Origin of the sequence: Trichocoleus sp. DQ-U1 (assembly GCF_039961925.1) — a bacterium.
GTDB lineage: Bacteria > Cyanobacteriota > Cyanobacteriia > Cyanobacteriales > FACHB-T130 > FACHB-T130.
In genome coordinates this window covers 1-17968 of record NZ_JAMPKB010000066.1, presented here as the reverse complement: position 1 = coordinate 17968, position 17968 = coordinate 1, and the positions used below count along the sequence as shown (strand labels likewise).

13 protein-coding genes are annotated in these 17968 nt (G+C 44.6%); 9 read left to right on the top strand and 4 right to left on the bottom strand.

Annotation, left to right across the window (positions count from 1 at the left end):
* Window positions 1-256: 256 nt before the first annotated feature.
* The 6 genes from NDI34_RS21725 to NDI34_RS21700 all read left to right on the top strand — a co-directional run bounded on the left by NDI34_RS21725 (window position 257) and on the right by NDI34_RS21700 (window position 8077).
* Window positions 257-1180 carry a DUF2382 domain-containing protein gene (locus NDI34_RS21725; RefSeq protein WP_190430210.1) on the top strand — a complete coding sequence of 308 codons (924 nt, stop codon included), beginning with the start codon at window positions 257-259 and terminating at the stop codon, window positions 1178-1180.
* Between the two features lie 148 nt (window positions 1181-1328).
* Window positions 1329-1538, top strand: coding sequence for an acetyltransferase (locus tag NDI34_RS21720; RefSeq protein WP_190412075.1), 210 nt, complete (start codon window positions 1329-1331; stop codon window positions 1536-1538).
* Between the two features lie 341 nt (window positions 1539-1879).
* On the top strand, window positions 1880-2863 hold the full coding sequence (locus tag NDI34_RS21715) for a DUF2382 domain-containing protein (RefSeq protein WP_348233800.1): 984 nt from the start codon (window positions 1880-1882) through the stop codon (window positions 2861-2863).
* Window positions 2864-3634: 771 nt separating this feature from the next.
* Window positions 3635-6073: a phosphoenolpyruvate synthase gene (gene ppsA / locus NDI34_RS21710; protein ID WP_348233799.1), complete on the top strand. Its 2439-nt coding sequence runs from the start codon at window positions 3635-3637 to the stop codon at window positions 6071-6073.
* A gap of 115 nt (window positions 6074-6188) precedes the next feature.
* Window positions 6189-7073, top strand: coding sequence for a ChaN family lipoprotein (locus NDI34_RS21705; RefSeq protein WP_348233798.1), 885 nt, complete (start codon window positions 6189-6191; stop codon window positions 7071-7073).
* A gap of 41 nt (window positions 7074-7114) precedes the next feature.
* Window positions 7115-8077: a PrsW family intramembrane metalloprotease gene (locus NDI34_RS21700; protein WP_190531312.1), complete on the top strand. Its 963-nt coding sequence runs from the start codon at window positions 7115-7117 to the stop codon at window positions 8075-8077.
* Window positions 8078-8248: 171 nt separating this feature from the next.
* Here the strand turns inward: NDI34_RS21700 and NDI34_RS21695 are convergent, their stop codons facing one another.
* Window positions 8249-8497 (bottom strand): hypothetical protein, encoded by a 249-nt coding sequence (locus tag NDI34_RS21695; protein ID WP_348233797.1) that lies wholly within the window; start codon window positions 8495-8497, stop codon window positions 8249-8251.
* A gap of 1132 nt (window positions 8498-9629) precedes the next feature.
* Here NDI34_RS21695 and NDI34_RS21690 point away from each other — a divergent pair.
* A complete protein-coding gene (locus tag NDI34_RS21690; RefSeq protein ID WP_348233796.1) occupies window positions 9630-13229 on the top strand; it encodes a PAS domain S-box protein in 3600 nt (1199 codons plus the stop codon).
* A 150-nt stretch (window positions 13230-13379) separates the two neighbouring features.
* Here NDI34_RS21690 and NDI34_RS21685 read toward each other — a convergent pair whose 3' ends face one another.
* Window positions 13380-13964, bottom strand: a complete 585-nt coding sequence (locus NDI34_RS21685) for a DUF1802 family protein (protein WP_190424916.1) — start codon at window positions 13962-13964, stop codon at window positions 13380-13382.
* Window positions 13965-14136: 172 nt separating this feature from the next.
* Here NDI34_RS21685 and NDI34_RS21680 point away from each other — a divergent pair, with 172 nt between their 5' ends.
* Window positions 14137-15096, top strand: a complete 960-nt coding sequence (locus NDI34_RS21680) for an aldo/keto reductase (protein WP_190675973.1) — start codon at window positions 14137-14139, stop codon at window positions 15094-15096.
* A gap of 244 nt (window positions 15097-15340) precedes the next feature.
* Entirely contained in the window at window positions 15341-15946 is a 606-nt protein-coding gene (locus tag NDI34_RS21675; protein ID WP_348233795.1) for a hypothetical protein, read from the top strand.
* On the opposite strand, the gene NDI34_RS21670 is transcribed toward NDI34_RS21675, so the two are convergent.
* Together NDI34_RS21670 and NDI34_RS21665 are read right to left on the bottom strand one after the other, a co-directional pair.
* Window positions 15943-16833 carry an ATP-binding cassette domain-containing protein gene (locus NDI34_RS21670; RefSeq protein ID WP_190412120.1) on the bottom strand — a complete coding sequence of 297 codons (891 nt, stop codon included), beginning with the start codon at window positions 16831-16833 and terminating at the stop codon, window positions 15943-15945. The two genes, NDI34_RS21675 and NDI34_RS21670, sit on opposite strands and share 4 nt — an antisense overlap.
* 164 nt (window positions 16834-16997) lie before the next feature.
* A complete protein-coding gene (locus NDI34_RS21665) occupies window positions 16998-17771 on the bottom strand; it encodes an ABC transporter permease (protein ID WP_190438785.1) in 774 nt (257 codons plus the stop codon).
* Between the last annotated feature and the right edge of the window lie 197 nt (window positions 17772-17968).

Here is a 17968-nt window from a genome sequence, read left to right as displayed (position 1 = left end):
GAATACGCATTTGTTTATCTTAACTTCCGCTTAATTAATAATTCTTAATATTTCTAGCTATCAGTTACTGCCTAAAAAACTCAAGCTCAACCACCAAGTTACATTTTCAATAACTCAAGTTTAAATATTGAAATCCTTTGATTTAATTTTTGCAGGAGTTACTTAACGCGAGTTAATTCAGTCGCTAGGGAGATGGAAACACTTAATAAAATTAATAGAATCGCAAATATAGAAATAATTTTGAGGAAACAAAATCATGCCTCTTTTAAAACTCACTGACTTTGATCCAAACTACAGCGAGACGTTTGAAGGAGATGACCTTCATGGAATGGGGGTCTATTCAGAAAGTAGTACCGACGATAAAATTGGAACCGTTAGCGATGTTCTAGTTGATGAAGAAGGTCATTTCCGTTATTTAGTTGTTGACCTAGGCTTTTGGATTTTTGGCAAAAAAGTTTTACTACCAATTGGTCGTTCGCGAATCGATTACAACACGGATCGGGTTTATGCCATTGGCATGACCAGAGAGCAAGCAGAAGCTTTACCAGAGTTCAACGAAGCTACCAGGACTGATTACGACTATGAAGAACGGGTAAGAGGCGTTTATCGCACTCCCTCTACTGGAGCCTCTGCTACCTCTGCTAACGTTGATGCAGCACCTGTTGTTGATACCTCCTATGCAGCGGCTACGCCTAACATTGACGCTTACGATCGGAGTACCTATAACTATCAGCAAGAGCCGAATTTGTACGGACTGAACGATCGGGATCATCAAACTCTCAGACTGTACCAAGAGCGGTTGATTGCTAACAAAACTCGCGTTAAAACCGGGGAAGTTACGGTTGGTAAGCACATTGAAACCGAAACTGCACGAGTGTCAGTGCCAGTTGAAAAAGAGCGAGTGGTAATTGAGCGAGTTACTCCAGCAGATGCTGGAACAGCCGTAACTCCTGGCGAAGCTGATTTCCGCGAAGGTGAAGTTGCCCGTGTGGAAATCTACGAAGAAACTCCTGATATTCACAAAGAAGCTTTTGTGCGTGAGGAAGTCAGAGTTAAGAAAGTTGTAGACCACGAAACAGTGGACGCAGAAGAAACGATTCGTCGTGAAGAGTTAGATGTGAATACGGACGGGCAAGCTACTATTAACCGCCCTACTAACTTACCTTCTGATCGGATTTAAGAAGCCCTCCAACGAGCGATTAAGTCACCGATGATTTAAGCGAGTAAAAACCATGCAGGCAGGGCAAATTATTAGCTCTGCCTGCACCTTTAGAGGTAGGTTTTCCTACCACTAACTTGCACTTGATAACCTAATTTAGAAAGTCTTCATGTTTCTCAAAAACAAACAAACCGGCGATTTGATAGAAGTTCTCGATATTGAGGAGCTGTTCAACCCTAATAATGATGCAATTTCTGGGCGAGATCAAGCAGGGCAGGAGGAACAGGAAAAAGCTTCTTTTGAGAAGAAAGAATTAATTTTTCCTTCTGGGGAAAGCCTACCTCGCTGTTGGATGGATGCCAACTATACAACCACCTAATTTTCAATAAAACGCTTAAGCATTATCGGGTGTTTATTCGTCAAGTCTTGCTAGAAACTTTTGAGTTTAGGAAAAGGGCTGCAAATTTTGAAATGGCGGATATGGGATTGTATTACCATTGTCTTTTGTCGGTTGGGTAACGATTAGTCACACAACGCAATCGAAAATTCGTTACTAACAAAGCGAATATGCTCCTGGTAAAGATCCCCTTTCCCCATGCCTAATCCAAAATCTAAACTTCAAACTGGGATGATGACTTGCTTGTTATCTATATAAACACCCGTTCATAAATGGAATAAAAAATCGAATTTTGCTTCAAGATCGTTTAGGAAGTTTTTAAAATGAACCATCAAATGCTAGCACAAGGGCAAGGAGCAAGGCGAAACGATGTCAGAATTAATGTCTTGCTAAATAAATTGCAAAGTAAACTTAAATCTTTTGCAGTCAGAGATCGGGAAAATTTGCTGTTAGGAAAGGTGAAGGATGTAAATCTCGATTCAGACCGTCAGCTAAACTTAGTGATATCTCAAGAAGGGCTAAATCAAAATGCCCCATTATTTCTCATCCGAAGCAAGCATATCCAGCAGGTGGACTCGTCTACAAAAACTCTGTTTGTAGACATTAGCAAAGCGGAAACCCAGTATTTGCCTGAATATGTACCCTTAGAAAAAACAACGGATGTAGAGCCTTTAGAAACTTCACCAATCTCAAAAAAAGCTGAATGGGAAGTAACAGATGCCTCAACTGCTTCTTTCATAGCAACGCCAGATGACTTAAATAATCACCCAGAAGAACTGGAGCGAAATAGTATGCCAGAGGATGCTTCTAATACTTTTAGTACAGAGTCAGAAGTTGTCGAGGAAGAAATCTTCCGGTTGTTAGAAGAACGATTAGTCATTGACAGCAACAAACATAAAGTCGGTGAAGTTATCGTTCGCAAAGAAATCGAAACGCGCATGGTAGAGGTGCCAGTCCGCCGCGAAATTCTAATTGTTGAACAAATCAGCCCCGAACACAAACAGCTTGCAGAAATTGATTTAGGACAAGGAGAAATTCCTGGTCTTGAGCTGATTGAAGCAGCTATCGGCGCTAAATCTACAAGTATCGACGCTAAAACTACAAGTTTAGATACTCAGCCAACAGTTAGAGGTGAGTTTGATTCACCGAGAACAGCAAGTCGAATTTTAGATGCGATCGCGCATCAGCGTGGACATGGGTGTGCCAAAGTCCGAGTGGAAATCATTCTAGAAGATGCAGAACATCAGGCAACTTACCAGGAATGGTTCGATCGCTGTTCAATCAAGCAATCGTCAAATGGAAAGTAACCCGGTTGGGATATTAAAGTGTGATACCAGTTTCTGAAGATTAGAAACGTGGTACTTGGGTGATAGGGAACTGGTAACTGGGAGCATCCCAATGTATGTGCCTACACCCTGAAAGGTTGGGGCTTGCGAAGACAACATCTGCCGGGAGCAGGCTAAAATTCTTAGTCTGCTCCCGGCAAACTTCGTTTATATAGCCCCACGCTAGAAACGTGGGGGCGTATCTCAGCAATACAGGGCATGCTCGCTTGTAACATTCCCAATCTCCGATCGCAAACGCGAGCGCCTACCCTTTTTGATTGCTCTACAACAGCTCCTTCCTTGCCCCCGAACTTCACAGAGATGGGGGAATTTTTTCCATTTGGTCTGCTATTTTGTTGTGCGTGCAAGAAGATAGGGAGGCTTTTATCGTTTTGCTTTGTACCTCGCTAAGGAATCAAGAGAACAATTCTCAGCCTACAAGGACTTGGCTGGAAATCGGAATTAATTAATTAAAGGGTAAAAAAGTTTGAGCAGGAAAGGCGAAAGTTATAAACTCTGTTTACCTTTATCCTCGATCCCTCAGTATTTATCCTGAATTCTTTAAGCTTTATTCCGACCTATTATCGAGGACATTTTTGCTAATTGGCAGCTTTAATCTCTGGAAATTATAACCAAAACCGGCTGATTTCGCAGTGATCCCAAAGAAATTACAAAATTAATGAAGAAGTGATCTAATTTACCCATTCTCAGCCTCGCCATCGCTAGACTAAAGCTACAAAAGGAGAAAAAGCTATGGTTACAGCAGCGGCAGAAAGGTCATTGCACTTATCCAAAGAGCGATCGCTAATTCTCTGGTTCGATGAAGTTGGAATTATCGATGTCCCTTTGGTAGGCGGAAAAAATGCTTCCTTAGGGGAAATGATTCAGCAGTTAACCCGCCAGGGAGTCAATGTTCCCAACGGGTTTGCCACAACGGCGTATGCCTACCGCTATTTCATTCAATCAGCGGGATTAGAAGACAAGCTGCGATCGCTCTTTTCTGACTTGGATGTTGAAGACCTCGACAACCTGCGGGAACGCGGAAAAAAGGCACGAGCATTGTTAATGCATACGCCTTTCCCTGAGGAACTACGGACAGCAATTACCGCAGCTTACCAACAGATGTGCAAGCTTTATGGCTCTGACATGGATGTAGCTGTTCGCTCCTCTGCCACTGCTGAAGATTTGCCCGATGCTAGTTTTGCCGGTCAACAAGAAACCTTCCTGAACGTTCAAACCGCTCCAGGAGTTTTGGCAGCTTGTCATCGATGCTTTGCCTCCCTATTTACCGACCGTGCAATTTCTTACCGCCACATCAAGAACTTCGACCATTTTGATGTTGCGCTTTCCGTCGGCGTGCAAAAAATGGTGCGTTCTGATTTAGCCTCCTCTGGTGTCATGTTCTCAATTGATACCGAAACCGGCTTTAAAAATGCCGCCTTAATTACAGCCGCTTACGGATTAGGGGAAAATGTAGTTCAAGGGGCAGTCAACCCCGATGAATATCTGGTTTTCAAGCCCACCTTAAAAGATGGATTCCGCCCAATTATTGACAAACGACTGGGCAGCAAAGAATTCAAATTAGTGTGCGATCAGGGGGGCTGTAAAATCACTAAGAATGAGCGAGTGCCCTTAAGCGATCAACGGAAATTCGCCCTCAACGATGACGAAATTTTGCAACTCGCCGAGTGGGCTTGCTTGATTGAAAATCATTACAGCGATGTCCACGGCAAAGATATGCCGATGGATATTGAGTGGGCAAAAGATGGCATTACTAATGAGCTGTTCATCGTCCAAGCCCGTCCAGAAACCGTTCAATCTCAAAAGAGTAAAACAGTTCTGCGTAGCTATCATCTAGTAGGGGCGCAGCAGGGAGTACCTTTACTCATTGGGCGTAGCGTTGGAGAGGCAATCGGGCAGGGCAAAGCCAGGGTAATTCTCGATGCGAACAAAATTGATTTGTTCCAAGCCGGGGAAGTTTTAGTCACTGATAAAACTGACCCTGATTGGGAACCAATCATGAAAAAAGCTAGCGCGATTATTACGAATAAAGGGGGGCGTACCTGTCACGCGGCAATTATTGCCAGAGAAATGGGAATTCCAGCCATTGTGGGTTGCGGAAATGGTACAGATATTTTAAAAACAGGTCAAGAAATTACGGTTTCTTGTTCTGAGGGAGAAGAAGGACGGGTTTATTCCGGATTATTACCCTACGAAGTTCAAGAAATTCCGCTGGAGAACCTACCCCGCACTCGCACTAAAATTATGATGAATGTAGGCAATCCTGAAGAAGCATTTAGCCTCTCAGCGATTCCTAATGATGGGGTAGGATTAGCTAGGCTGGAGTTCATCATTGCTAATCACATCAAAGCCCATCCTTTAGCTTTGATTTATTACGACAAATTAGAGGATGTAGAAGATAAAGAAAAAATTGCGGAAATGACGGTAGCTTATGAACACAAACCTCAATATTTTGTGGATAAGTTAGCTCAAGGAGCCGCCAGAATTGCCGCTGCTTTCTATCCCAATCCAGTGGTCGTGCGGATGAGCGATTTCAAGAGTAATGAATACGCTAATCTTTTGGGAGGCAGGCAATTTGAACCCAAAGAAGAAAACCCAATGCTTAGCTGGCGAGGGGCGTCTCGTTACTACGATGAAAACTATCGCGATGCTTTTGCTTTAGAGTGTCAAGCCTTGAAGCGGGTGCGAGATGAAATGGGTTTAACCAATGTTATCCCGATGATTCCTTTCTGCCGCACTCCCGAAGAAGGGCGCAAGGTGTTAGCAGAGATGGCGAAGCATGGCTTGGAACAAGGCAAAAACGGTTTGCAAGTTTACGTGATGTGCGAGTTGCCCAGTAACGTAATTATGGCTGAAGAATTTGCCGAAGTTTTTGATGGTTTCTCCATCGGTTCTAACGACTTAACGCAGCTAACGTTAGGTTTAGATCGGGATTCTGCGTTAGTGGCGCATATTTTTGACGAACGTAACGAAGCAGTGAAGCGGATGGTGAAGATGGCGATCGCTGCCGCTAAGAAAACGAATCGCAAAATTGGTATCTGCGGTCAAGCGCCCAGCGACTACCCGGAATTTGCTCGATTTTTGGTAGAACTGGGGATTGATTCGATCAGTTTAAACCCGGATTCTGTACTGAAGACGCTGTTGATGGTGGCGGAAGTTGAAGGGGTTTAACTCAATCGTTGCAACAACTGAACGTCAAGAAACCCGTTTTCCCCAAGAAAACGGGTTTTTCATGTAGCTGGAAATAAGTAAGCTGATAAGAATGCTCTCCTGCCACAATCTCTTTATGAAAAAATACTCATTTACCCAATTCTGCACTTGGTCGCTGTTTATTTTCCTCCTCTGTGCCTTGCCTGCTTATTCCCAAACAATCTCCAGCCCTCAAACGCAGCAAAGCTATACTGCACCCGAAGTTTTGCAACAACTTGCAAAGGTAAACGTCATTTATTTAGGGGAAACCCACGATAGCCCTGAAGATCACCAAGCTCAACTGGACATAATTCAGGAACTCTATCGGCGAAATCGGAAAATTGCCATTGCAATGGAGATGTTCCAGCGTCCCTATCAAGGCGTACTCGATCGCTATCTGGCGGGGAAGATAACAGAAACTCAGCTAATCGAACAAAGTGAATATAAAAAACGCTGGGGTTTTTCTTGGGAATATTACGCCCCAATTTTGGGTTTTGCTAAGGAAAAGAAACTGCCTGTCTTAGCCTTGAATACTCCCAGCGAAGTCACCCGCAAAGTTGCCCGACAAGGATTAGCAAGCCTGACAGCAGCGGAACGGCGCTATATTCCACCAGATGCCGAAATCCGTACCGATAATCCTGAATATCGCCAAATGGTACAACAGGCTTTTCAACAACATCAAGTCGCAGGTCATGGTTCCAGCGCCAACTTTGAGCGATTTTTTACCGCTCAAGTGCTGTGGGATGAAACAATGGCAGATGCGATCGCGCAGTTTCTAAAAACCCATCCAGATTATCAAGTCGTCGTGCTGGCTGGACAAGCTCATATAGTCTACGGCTATGGAATTCCCAGCCGTGTTGCTCGACGCTTGGGCAATAAAATAGTCCAACGCTCGATTTTACTCAATCCTACGGTAGACGAGCCTGCACAAACTGATAAAGCGATCGCTGATTACTTTTGGGTAACAGTACCAGACAAGTGACTGAGCAATAAGTTATAAACGAATAAATTAAAGCTCTCTCTATGGATAGATTCTTAATCACAGCCATTCTAATAGCGATTCCTACATTTATTTACATCCGCATCGTGATTAGCATCGATCGGTTTGAGAAAGAACCGACACGCTACCTGATTGCGGCATTTTTGTGGGGGGCGCTGCCAGCAGTGGTGGGTGGCATCATTGTGCAATTAATTCTAAACGTACCCATCCAACTGATATTTGGTGCAGAAAGTCTTGGGGGTCAATTCATCACCACGGCTGTCAATGCACCCGTCACCGAAGAAATCCTCAAAGGCGCTGCTGTAGCAATTATTTACCTGTGGTATCGCAGAGAATTTGATGGCTGGGTAGATGGGATTGTCTATGGGGCGATGGCGGGTTTCGGATTTGCCTATGTAGAAAATATCCTCTACTTGCAGGGTACAAAGACGTGGGAAGAATGGGGACAGCTGCTGCTGCTACGTGTCATCGTCTTGGGCTTCATGCACGGCTTTTGGACAGCCCTCACCGGCATCGGGTTTGGTTTGGCACGCCATCGGCATAACCTGTTTACGAAAATACTGCTAATCTCTGGCGGGTTAATTGCGGCGATGAGTGCCCATTTAATCCACAATGGCGCACTGATTTTAGCAAAAGCCAGCGGTGGTGCGACCCTAGCGATCGCTTTGTGGAATTACGGGTTCCTGGCAGCTTTAATGATTGTTTTAGGGTTTGTCGCTGCCGATCGCGATCGCAAAATGCTCAAAACATACCTTAGCGACGAAGTTCCAACTGTAATTTCATCTGCTGACTACGAAGCACTCTGTAACAGGCGTTCCAACACCCTCGCGCGGTTGCGCGTAGCACCCAAACAACAACGCGCTTTCATTCAAACCGCAGCCGAGTTGGCTCAAAAGAAATTTCAATTATTTAAAATGGGCGAAGAAAGCGGTAACAGTACCGAAATCGCCCTACTCCGCAAACAATTAAAACAATTCAGAAATTAACGCCCTGTGCAACTTTTTCTTAGTTCTCAATTTATCTAGGATTGGGAGCTAAGAAATGTTTTAGGTATCAATCAACGCTGCATTAGCAAAAACGGTCTCCAGAGACTTATGGCTAGCAGGCATTTCTACACTTGATATTGTTAATTTTCTTTGCTTGCTGGGTATTTTTTATCAGCTTTGCTCTGAATTTATAATAGAAAATTCCTGCGCCTTCTCACTAGGAACCAAAGTCCAGCCTGTCCGGATTAACTTTTGGTAAGTTGCCCAACCCCTAGAAATTCCTAGTTCGCGGTAGTCGGGTACAGCGTATTGCGGAAAGGCTGTGTAAGGTCGCCAGGGTTCATTGGGTTGATTTTGCAAATACAAAATCTTCTCATCATCCGTCGCAGACTTAGGCAACCAGGACATTTGTTTAGGCATCAGAAAACTCCTTTCTCAAAAAAAGGGGTGAACCCTTGAGCAGATTTTCTTGGGGTAAATGCTTGGAGGAAGCTTCCTTTAACATCCTTTAACAATAGCTGTCTATACAGCTCAACTAAGAGTTCCTAAGACGGCTCAAAGTCGCTCGACTTGATTTGACCGGAAAATCTCTTAGGATGAACTGCTGCTCCAAGTAAAGTTGGATTTATTAATCGTTTACAATAACATACCTCTAAAGAACTCACAAAATTTTTGCTCCAATCAAGCTCGCGCAATGTAGTTATAAAACTTATCACTTTTTTCTTGACAATTTATGCAAAATAGCTAATAGAAACTGGTAACTTAGCCTAGTTGTATATAGCGCCAATTGTGGAATAAGTTGTCTAGTAGCATTCATTCTTAACTCAACATCAATGCGATCGCTTTGACGCCGAACCGATTGAGACGAATTCTTCACGCCAGTCACCCAAAGTCTTTGACCTATGGCTATAATTACTTTTGCTCAAAGGTCGTTGCCAGTCGCTTTTTTTGGGAAACATTGTCTTGGTAGCACAGTTGAGTCTCAGCCTATCGGGTGAATTCCCTTTGACTTAGCTCTCGCATCAGCAAATGCGGCAATGCAATTAATCGGTGTAAATATATAACAAGCAAGATGTATTCAGTAAAATATGAAACATAAAATTGATATGAAGTTATGAAAAAACCGCGTAGATGATTGCCAAATTCGCAAAAACGGGAACGTGTAACCCTTCTGAAACTCTATAGGATCTATATAGGCTCTAAGAAATCTAGGCACAAAACCATGCCTGGGGAATCGGACAAAATGCCCGACTGATGCTGGTCTGTCGGTAGTAAGTCCTTGTTCAAGGAGAAAGTTATAGCATATCAAAGTAGGCAAATGTCTTTTAGGCAAAAGGAGATTGCGATCGCGCAACCTATGTCGGTATACGCGGCATCCCCTGCCTTGAAGATGGAAGAAGCGGGAAAATGGTGAGCGTAGCTTCTTAAAGGTCTTCTACAGTCCAGAAAACTTATGAGCGATCGCATTCGTAACTGAAGAAGATAGAAGAAGCTAATCGTAGCACTGTACTTTGCAACGCGGCTAGTTATGATGAGCAGATTAAAACGCAGAATGTCTAGAGAGTTTGATATGCGGCTTAAAGCACAAACTCTAAAGCTTCTCAAAGCCAAAGAAGCGTTGCAAGCTGCATTAACCCGGTGTCAGCAAACAGAGGCGAAGTTGCACGAAGCTGATGAAGAGTTGGAAAAGCGGGTAAGAAACCGGACTGCGGAACTGGCTCAAGCTAACGAACAATTGCAACATGAAATCAATCAGCGCCAACAAACTGAGGCACTGCTGCGCCAAAACGAACAGATGTATCGCCGCCTTCTGGATACTACGGGTGAAGGCATTTGGATAATCAACACTGAGGGAAAAACAACCTACGTTAACCAACGAACTGCTGAGATGCTCGGTTATCCGGCTGAGGAAATTCTGAGTCGTTCTGCATTCGATTTCCTGTTTGAGGAAGACGTTGCTGAAGTAAAGTCGTATTACCAACGATTGCAGCAGGGAAGCCAAGAACAGCACGAGTGGCGTTGGCGTTGCAAAAATAATCGAGAGATGTGGGTAGCCGCTAGAACCCATCTAATCTTTAGCGAAAACGGTCAATTTCAGGGTTTTATCAGCATATTTACTGATATAAGTAACCGTAGGCAAGCGCAAGAGGCAGATAGAGAAAGCGATTCGTTATTCCAAGCGACATTCAACCAAGCTGCTGTCGGCATCGCTCACATCAGCCTCGACGGACAGTGGTTACTGGTTAATCAAAAACTCTGCGATATCGTGGGGTACACGCCAGAGGAACTGCGACAGCGCACTTTTCAGGATATTACTCACCCCGACGATTTGAATGCGGATCTTGAACACGTCCGCCAAATGTTGGCGTCAGAGATTCAGACCTATTCCATCGAGAAGCGCTCCATCCGCAAAGATGGTTCTCAAGTTTGGATTAATTTGACTGTATCGCTGGTACGCGAACCAACGGGTGAGCCGAAGTATTTCATTTCGGTTATTGAAAATATTGACGAACGTAAGCGAGCTGAACAGGCATTAGAACAATCGTTAAAGGAATTATCAGACATCAAGTTTGCTTTAGATAAAGCGGCGATCGCAGTAGCAACTGACGAGAAGGGAACGATTAACTATGTTAATGATAAGTTTTGTCAAATTTCTAAATATGCCAGAGAAGAATTGATTGGACAAAGTCATCGTTTGATCAATTCTGGATTCCATTCAAAAGAATTCTTTCAAAATCTTTGGGCAACGATTTCTGACGGAAAAATTTGGCAAGGGGAAATTAAAAATAGAGCGAAGGATGGCACTTGTTACTGGGTCGATACTACGATTGTGCCGTTTCTAAATGACCAAGGAAAACCGTTCCAATATTTAGCAATTCGATTCGATATCACGAAACGCAAGCAAGCAGAAGAGGCACTGCAACAAAGTGAGGAGCGATTGAGACTAGCTCTGGAAGCTGCACAAATGGGCATTTGGGACTGGAACATCCTCACGAATCAAGTGACCTGGACTGACAACAATGAAAAGCTATTTGGTTTGACTCCAGGTAGCTTTGAGAAAACCTATGACGCCTTCCTTGGATACATTCATCTGGAAGACCGCGAATCCGTACAGCAAGCAGCAATTCGTGCCTTGGAAGAAAATCAGGGCTACGAACAGGAATTTCGCATTGTCTGGCCTGATGGCAGCATTCGTTGGATGATGACAAAAAGCCAGTTGCTGTGCAACGAAACAGGCACAGCGGTGCGGATGATTGGCACTACTCTGGATATTACTAAACAGAAGCTTGCACAATTCGCTTTAACGCAGCAGACTGAACGACAGCGATTGGTAGCAGCGATCGCTCAACGCATTCGCCAATCTCTGGACTTAGACGAGATTCTCAGTACGACCGTCACTGAAGTCCGAGAATTGCTCCAGACCGACCGGGTAATCGTTTACCGTTTCCAGCCAGACTGGAGTGGAGTCGTGATGATGGAATCGGTCGGTTCTGGGTGTAAGTCTCTCCAGGGAAGCACCATCTCAAAACCACTAGGAGACATTTATGTCCAGCGCCACCAACAAGGGGAAATCACCGCGATAGAAGATATTCATACCGCAGATTTAGATAAATATCATTTTGACCTACTGGCTGAGATTCAAGTCAGAGCGACTTTGATAGTCCCGATTTTGCAAAGAGGCAGGGACGAAATCTTCACCGTCGCGGAAAATACGGGAGCAAATGCGGTGTTTTGCACCACTTCCCCCGCGCCTATACTGTGGGGGTTGCTTTGTGTCCATGAGTGTTCGCAACCCCGCCAGTGGCAGCAATTAGAAATTGACTTACTCACTTCATTGGCGAATCAGTTAGCGATCGCCATTGAGCAAGCGGCACTGTTTAAGCAGGTGCAACAGATGAACTCCAATCTGGAACGCCAAGTGCAAAAACGTACCACCCAGTTGCAAAAAGCACTCGGCTTTGATGCGGTGCTGAAACGCATCACAGACAAAGTCCGCGATAGTCTGGACGAAAGCCAAATTTTGCAAGCAGCAGTTAGGGAGTTAGCACTCTCTTTCAACATGAGCAGCTGCCATGCTTCGCTCTACAACTTGGAACAAGAAACTGCCACGATTTGCTACGAATACGCCGCCTCAATGCCTTCCTCGAAGGGTCGCGTCTTGCAAATGGCTTCTTTTCCGGAAATTTATCGACCCCTCCGGCAAGGGAAGCATTTTCAATTGTGTTCCTTCTCTGGCAACTCTATCCACGGTCAGGCATCGATGTTAGCTTGTCCGATGTTCGACGATCAAGGAGTCCTGGGGGATTTGTGGTTATTCCATCACCCAGATTATACCTTTAACAATCTGGAGATTCGGCTGGTCAAACAGGTAGCCAATCAATGCGCGATCGCAATTCGTCAAGCCCGACTTTATCAAACATCCCTTGCCCAAGTGCAGGAACTGGAGAAACTCAATCAACTCAAAGATGACTTCCTCAGCACGGTTTCCCACGAATTGCGGACTCCTATCGCCAATATGAAAATGGCGATCCAAATGCTCAAGGTTTCTCCGACAGGCGATCGCTCTCAGCGCTATCTACAAATATTGCAAACAGAGTGCAACCGAGAAACTGAGCTAATCAATGACCTTCTAGACTTGCAACGGCTAGCAGCTGCGTCTTATCCCAGCTTTCTTGCCACGGCAATCGATCTACCAGAGTGGTTGCCGAATATTATTGAATCATTTCGCTCCCGCATACAGGAACGCGAACAAATCTTACAGGTTGATATTCCCTCAAACTTGCCCACCCTAGTCTCGGAATTAGCCAGTGTGGAGCGAATTTTGACAGAGTTGCTCAATAATGCGTGCAAGTATACCCCACCGGGAGAACGCATTACAGTAACAGTTCGTGCCGCTTCAGCAATGATGCAAATTAAGGTGAGCAACTCTGGGGTCGAGATTCCGCCTGAAGAGTTACCCCGCATTTTTGACAAGTTTTACCGCATTCCCCGTGCCGATCGCTGGAAGCAGGGCGGAACTGGTTTAGGATTAGCGCTGGTGCAGAAACTCACCCAACATTTAGGCGGCATTCTTCGAGTCAGGAGTGCTTCTGAAGAGATAACGTTTACTTTAGAGTTACCGCTGACGCATTCAATGCCTGGTAATGGGTAATATGTCCGGTTTCCATAATAAAAGAACCCCACCCCCAGCCCCTCCCCGCTTGCGAGGAGGGGAGCCGGAGCCGCAGGACATGGCGGGGTGGGGTTCCGGAGAATTACGGCGAATTAACCAGATTTGACATAGCGGATAATGGAATACTTCTCACCAATTAGCTATTTGCCGAATTGTTGTGACTTGCTGAGCATATTCTGCATCATCTAAAACAGGTTTTGCATCCTCAATTGCGATCGCGCTTGCAAGATCGATCCACGACTTGCAACCTCCATATTCCGGGCGGTAAGCGATAATCTGCGCTTGAATCAGTTTGTAAGTGCGTAGTAGCAGCACATAAATCGGCTGACGCGGCTTCCATTTGAGGCGATCGCTGACAAATTGCTCGTTCCAAATATGGTACGGTAGCAGCCCTCTCACCGCTGATTCTTCACTCACAGGCAAAATATCAGTAATTTCAGCCCAAGCACCGATTCGGATGGTTTCTGGATGCCAACCGGAGGCGACGGGTTGCACCAGATTGGAATATTCCGCTTTCAGCAAATCGGGCTGTTGATGTTCATAAGTCGGGTAGAGCAAAACTTCTGTTTCGGCAACGGTGAAGCGGTTGTTTTCCTCGCGGATGCCGCCTTTGCGTAGCAGCATAATCGTTTTGCCTTGTTCTAAGGCATCGACAGCAACCGCCCATTCTTTGAGGGCGTGAGGCGTGGTTTTGGTGGTCGTCGTGGATTGCATAAGTCTCGGATATTCTAATCCCAGGCTAACAGCGACCACACGACAGGTCAGTTAACATCGTTACTTTGATGCTGATTTGATTTGATGTTGAAAACGAAGCAAGCGATCGCGTCCCCCTTCTCCCAAGTGTTGCCTAATATGAAGACAGAAGCCGATAAACCAGGATTGACGCATGGAAAAACGACACTTAGGCACTTCTGACATTCAAATCTCTCCGATTGTCATGGGTACATGGCAAGCTGGCAAAAGGATGTGGGTGGGAATTGAAGACGCCGACACGATAAAAGCAATCCGGGTGGCATTTGATGCCGGTATCACTACAGTTGACACCGCTGAAGTCTACGGCGAGGGGCATTCTGAGCAGATTGTCGCCCAAGCGCTATCAGATGTGCGCGACCAAGCGGTTTATGCAACCAAGGTTTTTGCCAATCATCTCAAGTATGACCAAGTGATTGAAGCGTGCGATCGCTCTCTCAAAAACCTAAAAACCGACTATATCGACCTATACCAAATTCACTGGCCCTCTGGGGTGTTCAAAAGCGAAATAGTCCCCATTGAAGAAACCATGAGCGCCCTCAACCATTTGAAGGAACAAGGTAAAATTCGGGCAATTGGTGTTTCTAATTTCTCCCGCGCCCAATTGGAAGAAGCCGCCCAGTATGGACGCATTGATAGTTTGCAACCACCGTATTCCCTATTTTGGCGCTGGGTGGAGAAGGATGCCATGCCTTACTGCGTTGAAAACAAGATTTCAATTCTGGCTTATTCGTCTCTCGCTCAAGGATTATTAACTGGAAAATTCGGTTCCGATCATCAATTCGATCCAGCGGATAATCGTGCGAAAAATAAGCTTTTTCAAGGGGAGAACTACGAACGCGCCCAGCAAGCTTTGGATAAACTGCGTCCGATTGCCGAACGCCATCAGTGTAGCCTTGCTCAACTGGCATTGGCGTGGTTAATTGCCCAACCACAAACGAATGCGATCGCGGGTGCGAGAAATACCCAACAAGTCGTAGACAACGCTAAGGCGGGTGATATTAAACTATCGACTGATGAATTGCAGGAAATTGATGCAATTGGGCGGATTGTCACCGATCGTCTAGACGATAGCCCCATCATGTGGAATTGGTGATCGGAACGCAGAGAATTTTTCGCATCAGAATTTTAGGGAGTCAGCCGTGAAAGTGCTGTATCGGGATGAGCCAACAGTAGCGATCGCGGTGGCTTTCTCCTATTTTCTCTTATTTAATTAGCAGATTTAAAAATAGAAAATTGCTTTTGGCGAACCATCACCTTATTTTTCTTACGGTAATAATTCGTAACTGCTGGCGCGAATCGTGTATCTCTATTGAAGAGATAGCGTTTCTGGTTAAATTATGGCAAGTTACCGCTCTGCTTTTTGGGTCAATAGTTTCTCTTTCTTAGCAGTTATTGCTTTAATTGTCTATACCCAATTCTTGGGTTCTCCAGCAGGAATACTATTCGAGCCGCCGCTTGCCCCAGCCGATCCGAATGCGGGTTTGTTAACTCATACGTTCCAATTATTATGTGCGGTACCGCCCATTGTTTGCACTTTTAGTTTTGGATTGCTGAGAACGATTCAACCACAACAAACCCGAAATTCATTTATTCTATATTCGGCAATCATAACTGGAGGGTTTCTCATTAATGAAATTTTTCGGATTCACATTATTCTTTTAAGAGCAGGAATTCCCAAGTTAATAACCATCGTCGTATATGCGATAGCGACCTTGGGATACGGATTAGCCTTCAGGCGGAAAATACAATCAACGCCCTACATTCTGCTACTCAGTGGTATCGGTTTACTGTTCAGCGCGATCGCTGTAGATTCGCTAAAGTTAAGCGGCGATGTAGTTCCCGTCTTGCTAGAGGGTGTCCCAAAGTTGTTCAGCGAAATTAATATTGCACTTTATTTTTGGTCTGTCTGTTACGGAGAGATATTGCGATCGCGCAATTCTTAACCCTGCGTCACCTCAACATAAATATGCTCTAACCGTACAGGTTGTCGCGCAATCGAATCGAGAGGAATCCCATCAAAACAGGAGATAATTTCCTTCAGTTCTAGATGTTCTGGTAGCCAAAAAGCTAAGTCATTCCCATAACGTCGAGGAGTGAAATTATATTTTTTAGCGCGAGCGATCGCTTGCTCCTCCTCCGGCGTCTCCACCACCACAACTTCCACTGCTGGCACTAATTTCCGCAGCTCTGTTAAACTTCCCTCCGCCAAAATACTACCCCCTTTGAGAATCCCGATTTTTTGACAAAGGCGTTCGGCTTCATCTAACAAATGAGTTGTGAGCAGAATTGTAATCCCCTGATTTTTCAGATTCCGAATTAACTCCCAAATTTCGTAACGCGCTTCAATATCCAACCCAGTCGTAGGTTCATCCAGAACGATCAGCTTAGGCTGATGTACCAAAGCAACCGCAATGTTTAACCGCCGCTGCATTCCACCACTCAACGTTTCCACCGGACTTTTTGCTCTATCTAATAAATTAACAGCCACTAAACTTGCTTCTACCTGTTGACGCCGCTGCTGATTTGTTAAGCCATAAATCCGAGCAAAGAAATGGAGATTTTCCTCACAACTTAGAGTTTTATAAAGTAAATTTTCTTGCGGCGCAACCCCTATCAGATTTTTTGTTGCGTTTGAGACAGGTTGGTTATTAATCTTAATTTCTCCACTATCCGCTTTCAGTAAATTACAAATTATATTAATCGTTGTGGTTTTTCCCGCTCCATTGGGTCCCAGTAAACCGTAAATTTCTCCGGGGGGAATATGCAGCGTTAATTCCTGTAAAACAGCTCGCGTTCCGTAAGATTTATTTAGCTTCTCAATTCGTAGCACAATATTCCCTAATTGATTACAAGCTGAACGATATTCTTTAAACACAGAAGTATGGCAAAAAATCGCCAACTACGCTGAGAATAAAATTAAATTTTGCTGGCTTTTGCGTAAAGCTTAGCGTAACCCCACATTAAAAAGTATATATACATCCCTATTTTAAAAAATTACAGTCTCCTTTCAAGACTCAACATCCGCTGGTAGGACAGCCATCCTCCTACAACCATTAAAATTGCAAACACGCATAAAAACCAAAAGTGAGATGCAATTTCTCCCAGTCCACTGCCATCAGCAGATACGCCGATCAGGGCTTCATTCATGTGATAAATTGGATTAAATTTAGCAATTTTTAACAGTGTCTTTGAAAACAGCGAGGTCGGTAAAAAGGCACCTCCTAAAATTAATAAAGGCACCCCAAATGCTGCCACCAAAGCATTGACATCCTCTGTGCGACGAGCAAACTGCGTACCGAGAATAAACCCAACACCAACATAGGAAATAATACTCAAAAAAATAATCAGGATTCCTAACAGAATAGAACCCTGAAACTGAGCATTCCAAAAAGCAGCAATCGTGTAGACTAAAATGGCTTGACCGACACCAATGCAGCTATGAGCTAGGAAAATTCCTAAGAAATAAGACGTTCCGCTGAGCGGTGAGATAAAAAGACGTTTGAGGGTTTGCTGTTCTCGCTCTGCAACCACAGTTGCTACACTACCACCCAAGCAACTAAAAAATAGTGCGGCACCCACCAGTGTTGAGGGAGCAGCCTTTTCAAAAGCCTCAGCCATAGACAACTTGGCATTTTCTGCCAGAATAACCCCATTAATCAGCAAAACAGAGACTGGAAAAATACACCAAAAAATCAGGCTGCGTCGCCGTCGTAATAATTCAATCAAAATTCGCTGGCAAACTGCCAGCGTTTCACGCCCGTATTTCATGGTGAGAAGTTACCCCAATACCAGATAAGTCAATTATTAAGGTACGCTTTTTCGCAACGTATCTGTAGACGCACAACTACTTAATACAGCAGATTGCAAGTTCATGAAGTACAGTAGCAGCAGTTTGTGAACCAGTTGCGTAGGTGTTTTGGATTGACTAAATCAAGTGCAGTAGCAAGCAAAGTATCAACCATTTT

What these genes read in the sequence shown, in the direction of transcription:
- NDI34_RS21720 (WP_190412075.1), top strand. Translation starts at nt 1,329, where the DNA reads ATGTTTCTCAAAAACAAACAAACCGGCGATTTGATAGAAGTTCTCGAT.
- NDI34_RS21705 (WP_348233798.1), top strand. Translation starts at nt 6,189, where the DNA reads ATGAAAAAATACTCATTTACCCAATTCTGCACTTGGTCGCTGTTTATT.
- NDI34_RS21665 (WP_190438785.1), bottom strand. Translation starts at nt 17,771, where the DNA reads ATGAAATACGGGCGTGAAACGCTGGCAGTTTGCCAGCGAATTTTGATT.
- NDI34_RS21690 (WP_348233796.1), top strand. Translation starts at nt 9,630, where the DNA reads ATGTCTAGAGAGTTTGATATGCGGCTTAAAGCACAAACTCTAAAGCTT.
- NDI34_RS21725 (WP_190430210.1), top strand. Translation starts at nt 257, where the DNA reads ATGCCTCTTTTAAAACTCACTGACTTTGATCCAAACTACAGCGAGACG.
- ppsA (WP_348233799.1), top strand. Translation starts at nt 3,635, where the DNA reads ATGGTTACAGCAGCGGCAGAAAGGTCATTGCACTTATCCAAAGAGCGA.
- NDI34_RS21715 (WP_348233800.1), top strand. Translation starts at nt 1,880, where the DNA reads ATGAACCATCAAATGCTAGCACAAGGGCAAGGAGCAAGGCGAAACGAT.
- NDI34_RS21695 (WP_348233797.1), bottom strand. Translation starts at nt 8,497, where the DNA reads ATGCCTAAACAAATGTCCTGGTTGCCTAAGTCTGCGACGGATGATGAG.
- NDI34_RS21680 (WP_190675973.1), top strand. Translation starts at nt 14,137, where the DNA reads ATGGAAAAACGACACTTAGGCACTTCTGACATTCAAATCTCTCCGATT.
- NDI34_RS21700 (WP_190531312.1), top strand. Translation starts at nt 7,115, where the DNA reads ATGGATAGATTCTTAATCACAGCCATTCTAATAGCGATTCCTACATTT.
- NDI34_RS21675 (WP_348233795.1), top strand. Translation starts at nt 15,341, where the DNA reads ATGGCAAGTTACCGCTCTGCTTTTTGGGTCAATAGTTTCTCTTTCTTA.
- NDI34_RS21685 (WP_190424916.1), bottom strand. Translation starts at nt 13,964, where the DNA reads ATGCAATCCACGACGACCACCAAAACCACGCCTCACGCCCTCAAAGAA.